Raw genomic sequence first — 16,423 nt, 5'->3', positions numbered from 1 at the left:
TTCGTAATTCATAAATACTTATTAACAATGGATAAACCATACTCTAATTTATCACCTACGAAAAAAGCCCTGCTAGAAAAATGGAAGGGAGGAAAATTTCAATCTGATACTATTGCCAAACGTCAAATATCTCAGAATATTCCCTTATCTTTCTCTCAACAAAGGCTGTGGTTTATTGACCAGCTTTACAGTGGAAGCTCATTCTACAATATTCCTATCGCTTTTCATATCAAAGGCCAACTTAATATCACAGCTATTGAGCAAAGTCTGAATGAAATCCTCAAGCGTCACGAAGTTTGGCGGACAAATTTTACGCTTGTCAATGGAGAGCCAGTGCAGAATATTGTATCAGAATTAACTTGGGATTTACCCATAATTAATCTTGAGCATTTGTCTGGTAAAGATTGGGAATCAGAGGTAAAACAACTTGCAGCACAGTCAGCAAAAAAACCTTTTAATTTAGCTAAAGGACTTTTAGTCAGAGCTACTTTACTGCGCTTGAGTCAAGAAGAACACGTTTTGCTTTTGACCATGCACCACATTATCACGGATGGATGGTCTTGTAATGTGTTCCTGCGGGAGTTATCAGCGTTGTACGCTGCTTTCTCTACAAATCAGCCCTCTCCCTTACCAGAACTCCCGATTCAGTATGCAGATTTTACCATTTGGCAACGCGATCGCATCCAAGGTAAATTCCTCGAAACCCAATTAAATTATTGGCAGCAACAACTTCAAGGTGAGCTACCTGTACTACAATTATTTACAGACCGTCCGCGGCCTACCACCACAACTTTTATAGGTGCCAAGCAATACTTTACATTCTCAACAGCCCTGACTGATGCACTCAGACAATTAAGCCAGCGAGAAGATGCCACTTTATTTATGAGTTTGCTGGCAGCATTTAATATCTTATTATACCACTACACAGACCAAGAAGATATTGTCATTGGTTCGCCAATTGCCAACCGTAACCGAGCCGAATTAGAAGGAATACTGGGTCTATTTGTTAATACTTTGGTATTGCGTAATAACCTCAGTGGTAATCCTAGTTTTCGCGAACTTCTACATCGAGTCCGTGAGGTTACTCTCGATGCTTATGCACATCAGGATTTACCCTTCGAGATGCTTGTAGAAGAATTGCAGCCCGAACGAAACTTAAACCGAAATCCACTTTATGAAGTCATGTTTGTGCTGCAAAATACTCCAACATCTGTCCAGGAAGTGTCTGGATTAACTTTCCGTACTTTAGAATTTGATAGCGGTACTGCTCAACTAGATATTTTCCTATCAATGTCTGAATCTCAAGAAGGGTTAACAGGATGTTTGGAGTACAATACAGATATTTTTGATTTAGCAACTATTACCCAATTTATCAACAATTTCCAGACATTATTGGGAAATATCGTTACTAATCCAGAGCAGCATCTTAGTGAATTATCTATACTAACTGCTTTTGAGCAAGAACAGCTATTATTTAGCTTTAATCAAACTAGTAGAGATTATCCTCAAGATGCATCTCTTGAGAGATTATTTGAGCAGCAAGTTGAACTAACACCTGACTCTTTAGCATTAATTAGCCAATCTGAGGAACTGACTTATCGTCAACTTAACCACAAAGTTAATCAACTTGCACATTATTTACAAAAACAAGGTGTAACAAAGGAAACTCTAGTTGCTCTATGTCTGGAACGCTCTACAGATATGGTAGTGGGAATTTTAGCTATCCTCAAAGCTGGCGGTGCATACATTCCCCTTGACCCAAGTTATCCAGTTGAACGCCTGAATTTTATGCTCTCTGATTCTCAAGCGTCAGTATTAATTAGCCATCAGGAAATATTAGAAAAAATAACATTATCTGCGGATAAAACTGTTTGTTTAGATATCGATAAAGACGAAATTGCTCAACAAAATCCAGAAAACCCCATTAGCACTTTAAAAGCTGATAATCTCGCCTATATTATCTACACTTCTGGTTCAACTGGAACTCCTAAAGGAGTTCTTGGTACTCATCGCGGTACAGTAAATGGCTTACACTGGCTGTGGAAAACCTACCCTTTTACCCCAGGAGAGATTTGTTGTCAGAAAACAGCTATTAGCTTTGTAGATTCTGTTTGGGAAATTTTTGCTCCTTTGCTTCAAGGAATTCCCACAGTAATTATCAGCAACCCAACTCTACTAGACCCACAAGTATTTATAGAAACTCTAGCACATCACAAAGTTACCCGTATAATACTTGTTCCTTCACTACTGCGCTTACTTTTAGATAATTACAGCCATCTAATTAATAAATTAGCACAGCTAAAACTCTGGATAACTAGCGGAGAAGCACTGTCTGTTAAGTTAGTTAAAACTTTCCAAGAATTGATCCCATTTGCAAAACTAATCAACCTTTACGGTTCATCAGAAGTTTCCGCCAACGCCACTTACTACGATACCGGTTTATTGCCAGACAAAGCAAACAGTGTTTCTATTGGTCGCCCTATAGATAATACTCAAATTTATGTATTGAATCGTGATTTACAACCAACGCCAGTAGGAGGTATCGGTGAACTTTATGTTAGTGGAGATGGATTGGCAAAAGGTTATTTACATCGTCTGGAATTAACTCAAGAACGATTTATTGATAATCCCTTTGTTCCGGGAACGAAGCTTTATAAAACAGGAGATTTAGCACGATACCTCAACGATAGAAATCTTGAGTATTTGGGTCGTGATGATGAACAAGTAAAAATTAGAGGTTTTCGAGTAGAGTTGGGTGAAATCGCAACTGTAATTACACAATATCCAGATGTGCAAGACGCGGTTGTAATTATCAATGATGATGCTGAAAATAATCAACGTTTGATTGCATATATAGTCACAGATAAACAGGAAATAGGCACGCAATTATTGGCCTATTTACAACAAAATCTACCTAGTTATATGCTACCCTCTGCTTTGGTTATACTGGATGCACTTCCATTGACACCTAATGGTAAGATAGATAAACGTGCGTTGCCAAATCCCGACAATATCCGACAAAATACAACTCAATCGTTTATTCCTCCTCGTAGTTTTACAGAATTATCATTAGTCAAACTGTGGGAAAATGTTCTAAATACTAATCCTATTGGTGTAACAGATAACTTCTTTGAATTGGGTGGCCACTCATTTTTAGCCATCCGCTTAATGGCTCAAATTCAAGATCAATTTGGGCATAATCTTAGCTTATCTACTCTTTTTGAGAATCCAACAATTGAAAAACTAGCAGACATTGTTAGTCAGCCATTCCGTGAGGCTTCTAACTTTCCTTTAGTAGCAATTAACTCTTCTGATGACAAAATACCTTTCTTCTGTATGCACGGTGCTGGTGGAAATATTAGCCCATACTTTAATTTATCTAAGAGACTAGGTGAAGATTATCCATTTTATGCTTTGGAAAATACTCTAGACCAGGAGAAGCCTGAAATCATATCAGTAGAGGAAACAGCAACTCTCTACATACAAGAAATTCGTCAAAGACAACCAGATGGCCCTTATTTTTTAGGTGGTCATTGTTACGGCGGTGTACTTGCTTTTGAAATGGCGCAACAATTACAAAAGCAGGGTGAAACAGTAGGTTTATTGGTTGTTATTGATGCCATATTATCAGAAACACGCATTGAAACTACAGAATCAGACGATGATGCGAAATTTTTACTCCGCATAGCTGAATCAATGAAAACCGATAATAATATAGATTTCTCAGTACCTTTTGAAGAACTTCAAAACTTGTCATTAAATGAGCAATTGAATTTGATTAATAAAAAAGCAAACTTCATCTTTAGTGATGCAGAAATTGAAGATTTTCTCCGTTATTACAAACGTTTCAAAGTTCATGTCCAAGCGATGCGAAATTATGTTCCCCAGGTTTATCCTGGCTCCATGACTCTGTTCCGAGCTAACAAAGAGATTATTCATGATTTTGAAAGCCCAGAATTTCAAACTGATGACCCTTTATTAGGTTGGGGTAAATATTCTAATCAAGCTATTAAAGTTATTGAAGTTCCAGGGGATCATTTCTCTATTTTCGTTGAACCTCATATTCAAGAATTAGCTAAATATCTGAGAGTCTGTATCGATGATGCTGTGTGCAATCTCAATAAATAATGGGAGTAAAAAAGACTATGAAACTACCCCCAGGCCCAAAAACGCCCTTCTGGCTGCTCATTTTACAATTCGAGGCTGATCCCTTTGGCTATATGGATAGTATTTACAAACGTTATGGTGATATCGTCACTCTGATGTTTGGTTCTACACCAATAGTTTATGTCAGCAGTCCTTTAGGAATAAAGGAGATTTTTACAAATACAAAGGAAATTGCAGCTAGAGGTGAATTGAATCAAGATTTCGCCTTGATGACAGGAAATCAAGGAGTTCTTCAACTTGATGGCTTAATTCATAAAAATCGACGCAAACTATTAATGCAGGGTTTTCATGGAGCGCGGATGCAAGCTTGTGCGCGACGCATCTGCGAACTTACAGAAAAGATTATGAGTAAACAGGTAGTTGGAAAACCCTTCGTTGCATACCCAATCATTGAAGATATTACCTTGCGAGTGGGTATAGAGGTTGTAATGGGTTTGCGTGAAGGAGAGCGTTATGAAAAAATCAAATATTTATTTGCGTCTGCGCTCAGAATAGGACAATCTCTTATAGATAAGATTCTTGGAGAATGGGATTTAGGTCGATGGAGTCCACAGAGGTATCGCCTTCACCTCAGACAAGAACTTTTTCAATTGCTATCCGCTGAGATTGAAGAACGGCGAAAGCAAGCAGATTCTTCACGCACTGATATGCTTTCCGATTTGATATTTGCTTGTGATGAAACGGGCGAAACATTAAGTGATGAAGAGGTGCGTGATCTAGTATTATCGCCCATATTTGCAGCTGGTGATGCTTCCGGAACTGCCATTAGTTGGGCTTTGTACTGGATTCATTCTATAAGAGATGTTCGCCTTCGCCTACTTGACGAACTTGATAGTCTTGGTGAAAACCCAGACCCCATGAGTATTGTCGGACTACCTTATTTAAATGCTGTTTGTAACGAAGCTTTGCGAATTTACCCAACTCAGCTATTTGCCTTTCCCAGGTTGGTAGAATCGACCGTTGAAGTAATGGGCTACGAGTTTAACCCCGGAACGATACTTACTGGTAATATTTATTCCATACATCAGCGCCAAGATTTATACCCAGAGCCAAAAGAGTTTAAGCCAGAGCGCTTTTTAGAAAAACAATTCTCCCCCTACGAATTTCTCCCCTTTGGTGGCGGTTCTCGTGTGTGTATTGGCGGAACTTTTGCCCTATTTGAAATGAAACTTGTATTAGCAACTATTCTTGCAAATTATCAATTGGAGCTAGTTAGCAAGCGTCCAGAACGTCCCAAATTTGGAGGTCTGATTTGTTACCCAGCTAGCGGCGTCAAGATGGTCATGCATGGTCGGCGTCAGCATCAAGAACAGTCGCAGCCATTGGTTGTCGGTTCAGTTTAATACCTATCAATAATTTAACATTTACTAAAAATACTAATGAAACTACCTGATGGCCCAAAAACTTCTCCCCGATCGCTCAGTCATGAATTTGAGACTAATCCCCTTGGCTTCATGGATACTATGAGCGATCGCTATGGTGACATTTTTACCATTATGGGTGATTCTGCACCTCTAGTAATAGTCAGCAATCCAGAAGGAATGAAGCAGATTTTTACTAATGCCAAAGAAATTACAGCTTCTGGCAAGTTGAATCAAGGTGGAGCAGCAATAGTTGGGCATAACGGATTGCTGGCGCTAGATGGATTACCTCACAGAAATCGTCGTAAGTTATTGATGTCACCAATGCGGGGAACTCAAACATCCGCTTACGGACGGCATATCTGTAAAATAACAGAAAAAGTCATGAATCAACTGACACTAAGTCAATCTTTTCTGGCTTACCCGACTATGCAAAAGATTACCTTAGAAGTCGTTTTGCCATCATTATTTGGCTTGCGTGAGGGAGAGCGTTACGAACAATTTCGACAACTGTTTTCTAAACTGATAAATTATGCCAGGTCACACTGGCTAAATATATCTCTGTCCTATCCTTTTTTAAAAAGGGATTTGGGTCGCTGGAGTCCTTGGGGATATTGGCTTGATTTACAACGGCAATTTGACAAACTACTCCACGCCGAAATCGCAGAACGTCGCCAACAAGTGGACTCTTCGCGTACCGATGTATTATCAGAATTGGTATTTGCTTGTGATGAAACTGGTCAACCAATGACCTATGAATACATCCGAGATTTGTTCCCATCATTATTATTTGGTGGTCAAGATGCATCAGCAACTGCGATTAGTTGGGCTTTGTACTGGGTTCACAGTATACCTGGTGTTTGCGAACGATTATTAGAAGAACTTGATAGCCTTGGTGAGTCTCCAGAACCTGAGAAGATTATCGCTTTACCTTACCTGAGTGCCGTTTGTAATGAAACCCTACGAATTTATCCAACTCAGGTTGTGACATTTCCCCGACTTGTAGAATCACCAATTGAAGTCATGGGCTACAAATTAGACCCAGGTACAGTAGTTAGAGGGTGTATATATTTAACTCATCAACGTCAGGACTTATATCCCCAACCAAAGCAATTCAGACCTGAGCGTTTTCTCGAAAAAGAATATTCTCCCTATGAATTTCTGCCATTTGGTGGTGGTGTGCGTCGCTGTCCAGGTGAGCTATTAGCACTTTTTGAAATGAAGCTAGTATTAGCCACAATTCTCTCACACTATCAATTAGCCTTAGCACATAAAAAAGTAGAGAAACCTAAAGCTATAGGTGTTAACTATCCCCCTGCTAGTGGTCTGAAAATGGTAATGGTTGGTCAGCGTCCACACCAAGAGCGATCGCAACAGCTTGTTACTAGTTCTACTTAAAATATACAACTCCCTTATAAATATGCAAACCCAACAAACCGATCAACTTTCCCTCGCAGATTGTCGTTTTTGCTCTTTGGTTTCTAAAGCTCACAAAGAAGACCCAATTGGTACAGCAGATACTTGTGACCATTGGCTGATTATGGAAATTCCCCAACCTTGGCCCCAAGAACTTTTTCAGGAACATCCAAAAATCAAGCCATTATTAGGCTTGTTCCAAGAGGTCTTTGAGGAACATAAGATTAAGCTCAGACCAATGGTAATTGCTCCTGACCGTGAGTACTCTCACCCTGGCTTAACCCGCATACTGTATTATTATCATCCTGCCAAACTATTTTCTCAGTTTGAGAAGCAGGAGTTTGTTGTTCCAGAGGAGAAAGCAACTGCTTTAGTAACGGCAATACTCAAGCAGTTGATGCAACAGCCCAATGATTTATCAGAGTTTCAGCAGTATCAGCAACAAACCAGTCACATTCGCGAACTCATGGTTTGCACTCATGCTCAAGTAGACCTTGCTTGTGGCAGATTTGGAAATCCTATATATCGTCGATTACGCAAAGAATATGCTCCTGCTGCCAATGGAAAGTTAAGAGTTTGGCAAACAACTCATTTTGGCGGTCATCAATTCGCCCCCACTTTAGCTGACTTACCCCAAGGCTGCTTTTGGGGACATTTAAAACCTGAAGCCCTTGATTTACTGGTAAACAGAGATGGTTCCGCTTTGGGGCTGCGTCAGTTCTACCGAGGATGGGCAGGTTTAACCAAATTTGAGCAAATAGTCGAGCGTGAAATTTGGATGCAATTGGGTTGGACTTGGCTCGATTACTCCAAAGCTGGACAAGTGCTGGCAAAACAAGAAGTCTCTCAAGGAGAGGATGAGGATTGGGCGGAAGTTCAGATTGATTTTGCAGTTCCAGATAGCAGTGTATCAGGTGCTTATAAAGCCAGAGTTGAAGTTTGTGGTCAAGTTATGAGTGCATTGAACTCAGCAAAAGAAATGCAACTCAAAGCAGTTAAGCAGTATCGTGTTAGTCATTTGATTAAGGTTGAGTAAAGAATAAGAGCTAAGAACAAAAAATGAGTTCACAAAAACAATCTCAAATTACCAATGAAATTCTTCAAGGTAATCTGATTCAACTAATGTTCAAGTTATCAATTCCTGGGATTTTGGGAATGTTACTAATCGGCTTGAACACTTTTATTGATGCCTTATTTGCAGGGCATTTTATCGGTGAAACTGCGTTAGCAGCTATATCTCTTTCTATTCCACTTACATCTATTGCCATTGGATGTGCAGTTGCGATCGGAGTGGGTTCTGCTTCAGTTCTGAGTCGAGTTATTGGTTCAGGAGATACCAAAACTCAATCAAAAATCTTTGGTACTCTCATAATTCTCTGTCTGATTGTTTCCTCTTTTATCACGATATTGGCATACAATTTCGGCGAAGAACTAATTTTATTTATGGGAGGAAAAGGTGAAGTCGCTTCCTATGGAACAGACTACTTTAAAACCTATATATTAGGTTCAGTATTTTTAGTTATAGCAATTTCTTCTAGCCAGTTAATCAAAGCCGAAGGTAAAATAGCAATAGCAACCTTATTTTCGGCAATTTATGTCCTAGCTAATATTATTTTAAATACTATATTTGTTATTGTATTAAACTGGGGAATCCAAGGAATAGCTCTAGCTACAGTTATTTCTGCAATAGTTTATTCTGTTGTAACTTGTACATATTTTATTTCCAGCAAAAGTTCTATTCCGGTTAATTATAAAAAGTTGCATCTGGCGCTAGATTTACTACCTGCAATCTTATCTGTAGGTTTATCAGTCATGCTTGTGGAAATTATGGAAATATTTCAACAGATTGTACTTTTTAAATCATTGGCGTACTATGGAACTGATACTGACATTGCCTTTGGTGGAGCAACTATCAGGTTGTATTCCTTAGTTATCACTCCTCTGTATGGATTTGTTCAAGCCCTACAACCAGTCATTGGCATGAATTATGGCGCTGCTAATAACTATCAAAGGATCAAGAATGCTTACTTGACTTTTGGAATGGGTGGAACTGTTTTTTTAATCCTAATATGGCTACCTCTACAGCTATTTCCCCAAACCTTTATTCGCTGGTTAATACCAGATTTTAATTTTACTTATAACGATTTATTGAACTTTCGTATTGTGACTTTTTTACTACCACTTGCTTCTTTTGTGGCATGTAGTATTGAATTTTTTCAGGCTTTAGGCAATGCTAAAATTATAGGAATTGTTACAGCGATCAGACATATAATTTTATTTTTACCACTATTATTAATCTTACCAATGTTTTTGGGAGTTAATGGAATCTATTATGGTTTTGCTTCTGTAGACATACTAATTTCTTTAATCATTGCTTTATTTACCTGGAGAGAATTTAGAAAACTAACTTTACAATAAACCTCTTGTATGAAAGTGTAGAATGACGAGCGTCTCAGGGTGAAATAAATGGACTTACGCATTCACAAGAAATACCAAATATGCATAAGTTTAAAAACCACATCTTTCGTAAGAGGATGCTTGAAAAGTCCTTAGTGATGTATCAAATACTCTTAGAGGATGTCTGAGAAGTATCAAATATTTCTTGATCCCCCCTAACCCCCCTTAAAAAAGGGGGGAATAAGAGTCTTAAAGTCCCCCTTTTTAAGGGGGACTTTGATTCCGTTTCCCCCCTTTTTAAGGGGGGCTAGGGGGGATCGATACAGCACTTCCGGCAGCTATGAGGTACATCATCAAAGCTGAAAGCTATGCTAGGAGAGGGGCAAGAAGAAAAACTGTATTGCATAATAGCGGGAAGCGCTGTAAGTGCCTGATATCACAGCCGACCACTTTTCAAACAACCTCTAAGGGCACAGCAATGCTCATTGGTGTCAACTTAAGGTGAAAGCCAGCCTATAACCAGCTTTTAGAGATTGTCTCGTTCCCAGTCTCTGACTGGGAATGCCTATTTGAGGCTCCGCCTCAAGACTTGCGGCTCTGCCGCAATTGAAGAGCATTTCCAGCCAGAGGCTGGAAACGAGATTTTAAAAGGGTTTTGGCTTAAGTTGACACTAATTAGCAATGCTGTTAACCTACATTCTGGTCTATTGACGATCGCAGGATCATTAAGAAAAGCCTGAAACAACCGGGAGCATCGTTAATTTACATCACGAGACATTTGTACAGTGCGTAAGTCCTATATTCTTAGGAATTTAAGTAAATTTGTTTGTTATTTACTTTTCCCTTGCGTCCTATCGGCACACACATTGGCGTTTCTACCACCGGGTCAGGAATAATTTGACATTCCAACCCAAAAACCTCCCGAACCATTTCTTGAGTCATCACTAGTTTTGGTTCCCCAGCAGCAAAAATTCGACCATTTTTGACTGCAACTAAGTAATCAGCATAACGGCACGCCTGATTTAAATCATGCAGCACCATCACAATTGTCCGTCCCTGAGTTTGGTTTAACTCATACAACAAATCCAAAATCTCTATCTGGTGCGCCAAATCTAAAAAAGTAGTCGGTTCATCTAAAAGTAAAATATCTGTATCTTGCGCTAGGGCCATTGCAATCCAAGCTCTTTGTCGTTGTCCACCAGACAAAGTATCTAATGCTCTATCTGCCAATTCCAACAAATCTGTAATCTCTAGTGCCTGCTGCACGATTTTTTCATCTTTTACCGACCACTGCTGTAACCAATTTTGATAAGGGTAACGTCCTTGTGCTACCAAATCTTGCACTGTTAACCCTTCTGGTGCTACTGGCCCTTGGGGCAAAATACCTAACTGCTGTGCTACTTCTTTGGTGGAAAGATTAAAAATAGATGTTCCATCAAGATAGACTGTACCGCCACAAGGTTTAAGCAATCTTGCCAAACCTCGTAACAACGTTGATTTACCACAACCATTAGCACCAACTAAACCACAAATTTGTCCGGTGGGGATTGCTAAATTTAAGTCACGGATAATCGTAGCACCATCGTAAGCTAAAGATAGATTTTTAGTTGACAATCCTTTCATAAGTGAAACCATTTTAGATTTTGGATTTTGGATTTATGAAAATCTGATTTTTGGGTTGATAAAATATTGTTTTTAGCAAGTTTTTATCAAATCCCTAATCTCCAGTCCCTTATTTTTTGCGGTTACGAATTAATAAATAAAGAAAATAAGGAGCGCCAACAGCAGCAGTTACCACCCCACAAGGAAGTTCGATAGGTGCAAACAGCGTTCTGCCTAACAAGTCTGCCATCACAACAATCACTCCCCCTAAAAGTGCAGAAGCCGGAATCAAACCTTCATGGGTTGCACCTACCAACTGTCGTCCTAAATGGGGTGCGACTAAACCAACAAAACCAATGTTTCCAGCGGTGGCGACTCCTGCACCGGCTAAGGCTACACCCACCAGCACGAGTAAACCACGTTGCCATTCGACTTGACTACCCAAACTTTTGGCGACATCATCTCCTAAATTTAAAGCGTTCAAATGCCTTGCTAGTGTCAAAGCCATTGGGACAAAAACAATTAACCAAGGTAACAAGGAAAAGACTTGCTCCCAAGTCCGGCCGTAGACACTTCCAGCTAACCAAACCAAAGCATTACTAACGTCAGAAATTTCGCCAAAGGTAATCATCAAGCTGGTTATGGCACTGGCGATCGCAGACAAGCCAATACCCATTAAAATTAATAGAATCGGAGAACTACCGTTGTTCCAAGCCAGCGAGTAAATTAAAATCGCCATTAGCAAAGCACCAGCAAAGGCTGATATAGGTAAGGTATAAATCGGTATCCACGGAAATAGCACAATTACTGTAACTGCCGCCAGACTCGCCCCAGCATTGATGCCGATAATACCTGGGTCAGCCAATGGATTGCGTGTCAATCCTTGGAAGATAGTGCCAGAAATTGCTAGCGCCACTCCCACCATAAAAGCTACAAGGGTGCGGGGTAGACGCAGATTCTGAATCACGAATGGATGGTCTGGGTTTCCTGTATCAAAACCCAATATAGTTTTCACGATATCTAAAGGCGAGATTGGATATTCACCCCGCCCTATATTCATCACCATCGCCACTATAATCGCTACTGCCAAACATAGCAGTATGACTGGTACACGTCGGTCAATTCGGAAAGATATCACCTGCGAACGAATGACTAGCCAATCAAAACTCATTTTTTCACCTTCGACTTAACCAAGTAGACAAAAAAAGGAGCGCCAACTATTGCTGTCATTACACCTACAGGTAACTCCTGTGGTTTGAGCAATACACGGGCGGCAATATCTGCGACCAGGAGTAAAATAGCACCTAAAACTGCACAATAAGGTAATATCCAACGATAATCGGCTTTAATGTAAAATCTCACTATATGGGGAACGACTAAACCAATGAAGCCGATTGGCCCTGCAAGAGCGACAGAACTTCCTGCTAGTAAAACTACGCTGATAGCGGTAATTATTTTGATCCAAGCTGTCTGTTGACCTAAGCCTTTGGCGACATCTTCACCTAAACTCATAGTGGTAATTTGTCTGCCGAGGGCAAAAGCTAATACTAATCCCATACCAACGAAAGGTAGTAATTGTAAGAATAAATTAAAATCTCGACCTGATAATGAACCAGCTAACCAAAATCTAACTTGTTCGAGTGTTTGTTGACTGACAATGAGGATACCGGTGGTGAAGGAAGAAATCAGAGCAGTTAATGCCGCTCCTGCGACTGTCAGATTTAGTGGGGTGGCTCCTCCCCGTCCCAGAGAACCAAGGATGTAAACTAACACCGCTGTGACTCCCGCACCCAAAAAGGCTACAAGGGCGTAAACACTTAGGGATGAACTACCAAAAACAAAAATTGCCACAACTACAAAGAGGGCGGCTCCCGACTCAATACCCAAAATACCTGGATCTGCTAAGGGGTTTCGCGTCAAACCTTGCATTAATGCTCCCGATACAGCAAGGGCTGAACCGACAAGGATAGCAATTAGCGATCGCGGTAATCTCACAGTCTGAATAACTAAGTGATCGTAAGAACCATCAAAGGCTATAAAAGATGTCAAAATCTTATCTAGAGGTATTTCTGCTGCACCTAGCGTCACACTGTACACCAAGCAAATTAGCAGCATACATAGTCCCAAAATCAGACCAAATAAGGCTGACATTTGTGGCTTTTTCAATTCTCTAGGTGAGAGTGTAGTCGCTTTTATCATCATCCTGTCGTCATTTAAAAATATTACGCTCTGCTGATTAGTTGTTTTTTCACTGGGCACTCTCAATATTTAACAGCTTTTTAATCATTAGAGTTGATAATCTTTCTTGATAAATATATAGATTACACGATCGTGTAGCCCTTTCCCCATTTTTTAAAAGCAATAAAGGATACCCTTCCAGCTTTGATATATTTTCTCAACAAAGTGGTATTGTTAGATCAACTTAAATCTGCTTTGTCAAAGTCACTTGCGTGCCAAGAGGAAACTGGGGACTGGAGGGACAAGGAAAACATAAAGGAAGGACAAAGAGGAATTATTTAAAAGGTCACTCCTTGTCTCTTCCCAATGCCCAATGCCCAATAGCAGTTTCAGTCACCAGGCGTTACATCTGTACATGGTGGTGTTCATGAGGATTGATAGTTTACTCAGAGTTTACAAAAGAAAATCAATACGCGTTTTACCCTTAATACTCAGCTTTATCCTGGTTTTGTTTGTCGGAAGCCGCACTATGGCTGTACCCACAAAATCCACAGAGATATTATGGGATAACTATGGTGTGCCGCATATTTACGGGAAAGATAACCAGAGTGCATTTTATGCCTTTGGTTGGGCACAAATGCAAAGTCATGGAGATTTGCTTTTGCGTCTCTATGGTCAAGCACGGGGACGCGCAGCCGAATATTGGGGAGAGAAATATCTAGATTCAGATCGTTGGGTACAAACTGCGGGAGTACCGGAACGCGCTCGTTCTTGGTACAAGGCACAGAGTCCAACTTTTCGTAGTTATCTTGATGCTTTTGCGACTGGGATCAATGCTTATGCAAAACAAAATCCTAACTTAATTGACGATCAAGTTGAGGCGGTGCTACCAGTCAAGGCAGAAGATGTCATGGCTCACTTACATCGGGTACTCAATTTCACCTTTGTGGTCAATCCTGAGCAAGTATTAGACCCGAACAAAGAAAAGTTGCAAGCAGGATCTAATGGTTGGGCGATCGCACCAACTCATTCTGCCGATGGGAACGCCATGTTGTTAGCCAACCCACATCTACCTTGGTCAGATTTATTTTTGTGGTATGAAGCCCAAATCACCGCACCAGGAATTGATGCTTATGGAGCCACACTTGTAGGTATTCCCGTATTAGCGATCGCCTTTAACGACAACTTAGGTTGGACTCACACCGTTAACACCTACGATGGTTGGGATGTTTATGAACTCACACTCGCAGGTAATGGGTACCGCTTTGATGACAAAGTTCGTAACTTTCAGACAAAAACCCTCTCTTTGAAGGTGAAGCAGAAAGATGGCTCCTTGCAAGAGCAACCATTAATAGTGAAAAGTTCTGTCCACGGGCCTGTGATAGTCGAAAAAAATGGTAAAACCGTGGCGCTGAGAGTTGCAGGTCTTGACCGACCAGGTGTACTCCAAGAGTGGTGGGATATGGCACGAGCAAAAAACCTTGCCCAGTTTCAAAAGACACTCCAGCGCTTGCAATTGCCAATGTTTACGGTGATGTATGCGGATCGAGAAGGGCATATCATGCACCTCTTCAACGGTCAAGTTCCGGTGCGCTCCTTTGGTGATTTTAAATACTGGGAAGGCATAATTCCAGGAAATACATCTAAAACCTTGTGGACAAAAATTCATCCTTACAAAGATTTACCGCGTATAGTTGACCCTAAGAGTGGCTGGTTGCAAAATACAAATGACCCACCTTGGACAACTACATTTCCAGCCGCCATTAAAGCAGATAATTACCCGCCTTACATGGCACCTCGTTTCATGGATTTCCGCTCTCAACGTTCTGTAAGGATGTTGGCTGAGGATGACAAAATCTCTTTTGATGAAATGATTGCAGACAAGCACTCTACCCGTATGGAACTGGCCGATCGGATTTTGGATGATTTAATTCCGGCTGCACGCAAATATGGTCAGGACTTAGGGCAAAAAGCAGCTAATGTCTTAGAAGCGTGGGATCGGCAAGCCAATGCAGATAGTCGCGGGGCCGTATTATTTGCCTTTTGGGTACAACAGATGGACTTAGATAAGACGTTTAGTAAACCCTGGAATGAAAATTCTCCACGCACCACACCCGACGGTTTAGCTAATCCTGAAAGTGCAGTTGCAACTCTGCAAGCAGTAGCAGCACAGGTAGAAAAGACTTATGGGGCGCTTGATGTACCGTGGGGCCAGGTTTTTCGGCTACGCTTGGGTGATCTGGATTTAGCTGCCAATGGTGGGGATGGTAATCTGGGAATTTTTCGTGCGCTCTATTTTGCCCCGGAAGCAAACGGTCAGTTCCAAGCTGTTGGAGGTGATTCCTATGTGGCTGCAATTGAATTTTCCAACCCTGTACGGGCAATGGCACTCACCAGCTACGGTAACGCGTCTCAACCCGGATCGCCCCACATTAGCGACCAGTTACAGATGTTCGCTAACAAAAAGTTGCGGACTGTGTGGCGCGATCGCTCAGATATTCTTGCCCATCTAGAAGAACGTAAAATATTCTGAGCTTCTAGCGCTTGCGATGTCTAAGGGCGGGCTACGCCTACGCCCAAAAGCTTCTCAGGAGCAATAGACATCACCATTAATCAGTCTACAAGCCTGATGCTGTCTAGGTTAAAACTTAGTTTATGGAGATGTCTAGGGCAACGCAGACATCGCATGACGGCACTTTCTTTTGAAAAGCGATCGCAGTTTGCAGCTAGGAGCTAATTTTGAGTAGTCAACCAGGAAGCAAGATGGAAAGCAACAACATAACATGGTGGATATATGCATTACTTTCGGCTGGCTTTGCAGCATTGACAACTATCTTCGCCAAAATAGGGGTAGAAAATGTGAACTCTAATTTAGCAACAGCAATCCGAACTGTTGTCATCTTAGTAATTGCTTGGGGAATTGTATTTTTTCAAGGAAATGTAGTTAATATCTTAGCTATTCCCCAAAGAACGATGATTTTCTTATTATTATCTGGAGTCTCTACAGGATTATCATGGATTTTTTACTTCCAAGCTTTACAAGTAGGAAAAGCCTCCCTTGTCGCACCAATTGATAAATCAAGCTTAGTATTAGTTTTATTGTTTTCGGTTATTTTTCTGGGAGAACCATTAAACTTAAAAATGATATTAGGAACCAGTTTAGTAGTTATGGGGACTTTAGTTTTAATCCTTTAAACTCTTAAATAATGGACTTCCAATAAATAAATTATTCCAAACTGTAGCAATTTAGCATTTCTAAGATTTGCAAACTGATTTAGAAAATGCTTTAGCTTAAAAATTGG

The 16,423-nt window shown here is 40.6% G+C and carries 10 protein-coding genes; 7 read left to right on the top strand and 3 right to left on the bottom strand.

The genetic code is table 11. From position 1 onward, the window contains the following. The first annotated feature begins 27 nt into the window (after positions 1-27). Genes V7K62_RS08840 through V7K62_RS08820 form a run of 5 tightly spaced genes read left to right on the top strand, consistent with a single transcriptional unit; the run spans position 28 to position 9,362 of the window. On the top strand, positions 28-4,128 hold the full coding sequence (locus tag V7K62_RS08840) for an amino acid adenylation domain-containing protein (protein WP_334863552.1): 4,101 nt from the start codon (positions 28-30) through the stop codon (positions 4,126-4,128). 17 nt (positions 4,129-4,145) lie between these two features. Beyond that, positions 4,146-5,510, top strand: a complete 1,365-nt coding sequence (locus V7K62_RS08835; RefSeq protein WP_334863551.1) for a cytochrome P450 — start codon at positions 4,146-4,148, stop codon at positions 5,508-5,510. A gap of 36 nt (positions 5,511-5,546) precedes the next feature. Next, complete coding sequence (locus tag V7K62_RS08830) at positions 5,547-6,926, top strand: cytochrome P450 (protein ID WP_334863550.1); 1,380 nt, start codon at positions 5,547-5,549, stop codon at positions 6,924-6,926. Between the two features lie 22 nt (positions 6,927-6,948). Continuing rightward, positions 6,949-7,980 (top strand): sucrase ferredoxin, encoded by a 1,032-nt coding sequence (locus V7K62_RS08825; protein WP_334863549.1) that lies wholly within the window; start codon positions 6,949-6,951, stop codon positions 7,978-7,980. A gap of 23 nt (positions 7,981-8,003) precedes the next feature. Next, a complete protein-coding gene (locus V7K62_RS08820; protein ID WP_334863547.1) occupies positions 8,004-9,362 on the top strand; it encodes an MATE family efflux transporter in 1,359 nt (452 codons plus the stop codon). A 783-nt stretch (positions 9,363-10,145) separates the two neighbouring features. On the opposite strand, the gene V7K62_RS08815 is transcribed toward V7K62_RS08820, so the two are convergent. The 3 genes from V7K62_RS08815 to V7K62_RS08805 form a co-directional block, all read right to left on the bottom strand. Then, the gene (locus V7K62_RS08815; protein WP_334863546.1) at positions 10,146-10,964 is read right to left on the bottom strand and encodes an ABC transporter ATP-binding protein; all 819 of its coding nucleotides are present in this window, start codon (positions 10,962-10,964) and stop codon (positions 10,146-10,148) included. 109 nt (positions 10,965-11,073) lie between these two features. Continuing rightward, positions 11,074-12,114, bottom strand: a complete 1,041-nt coding sequence (locus V7K62_RS08810) for a FecCD family ABC transporter permease (protein ID WP_334863545.1) — start codon at positions 12,112-12,114, stop codon at positions 11,074-11,076. After that, on the bottom strand, positions 12,111-13,142 hold the full coding sequence (locus tag V7K62_RS08805; protein ID WP_334863596.1) for a FecCD family ABC transporter permease: 1,032 nt from the start codon (positions 13,140-13,142) through the stop codon (positions 12,111-12,113). Before V7K62_RS08805 ends, V7K62_RS08810 begins: the two co-directional genes overlap by 4 nt. Positions 13,143-13,548: 406 nt before the next feature. Between V7K62_RS08805 and V7K62_RS08800 the strand changes: the two genes are divergently transcribed. Together V7K62_RS08800 and V7K62_RS08795 are read left to right on the top strand one after the other, a co-directional pair. Continuing rightward, a complete protein-coding gene (locus V7K62_RS08800; RefSeq protein ID WP_334863544.1) occupies positions 13,549-15,654 on the top strand; it encodes an acylase in 2,106 nt (701 codons plus the stop codon). A gap of 206 nt (positions 15,655-15,860) precedes the next feature. Beyond that, positions 15,861-16,316, top strand: coding sequence for an EamA family transporter (locus V7K62_RS08795; RefSeq protein ID WP_334863543.1), 456 nt, complete (start codon positions 15,861-15,863; stop codon positions 16,314-16,316). Positions 16,317-16,423 lie beyond the last annotated feature (107 nt).

It is taken from the genome of Nostoc sp., from assembly GCF_036917935.1.
Classification (GTDB): Bacteria; Cyanobacteriota; Cyanobacteriia; order Cyanobacteriales; family Nostocaceae; genus Nostoc.
The sequence above is the reverse complement of the archived record's forward strand: the minus strand, read 5'-3'. Positions and strand labels throughout refer to the sequence as shown.

What these genes read in the sequence shown, in the direction of transcription:
- V7K62_RS08810 (WP_334863545.1), bottom strand. Translation starts at nt 12,114, where the DNA reads ATGAGTTTTGATTGGCTAGTCATTCGTTCGCAGGTGATATCTTTCCGA.
- V7K62_RS08800 (WP_334863544.1), top strand. Translation starts at nt 13,549, where the DNA reads ATGAGGATTGATAGTTTACTCAGAGTTTACAAAAGAAAATCAATACGC.
- V7K62_RS08820 (WP_334863547.1), top strand. Translation starts at nt 8,004, where the DNA reads ATGAGTTCACAAAAACAATCTCAAATTACCAATGAAATTCTTCAAGGT.
- V7K62_RS08815 (WP_334863546.1), bottom strand. Translation starts at nt 10,964, where the DNA reads ATGAAAGGATTGTCAACTAAAAATCTATCTTTAGCTTACGATGGTGCT.
- V7K62_RS08835 (WP_334863551.1), top strand. Translation starts at nt 4,146, where the DNA reads ATGAAACTACCCCCAGGCCCAAAAACGCCCTTCTGGCTGCTCATTTTA.
- V7K62_RS08825 (WP_334863549.1), top strand. Translation starts at nt 6,949, where the DNA reads ATGCAAACCCAACAAACCGATCAACTTTCCCTCGCAGATTGTCGTTTT.
- V7K62_RS08830 (WP_334863550.1), top strand. Translation starts at nt 5,547, where the DNA reads ATGAAACTACCTGATGGCCCAAAAACTTCTCCCCGATCGCTCAGTCAT.
- V7K62_RS08840 (WP_334863552.1), top strand. Translation starts at nt 28, where the DNA reads ATGGATAAACCATACTCTAATTTATCACCTACGAAAAAAGCCCTGCTA.
- V7K62_RS08805 (WP_334863596.1), bottom strand. Translation starts at nt 13,142, where the DNA reads ATGATAAAAGCGACTACACTCTCACCTAGAGAATTGAAAAAGCCACAA.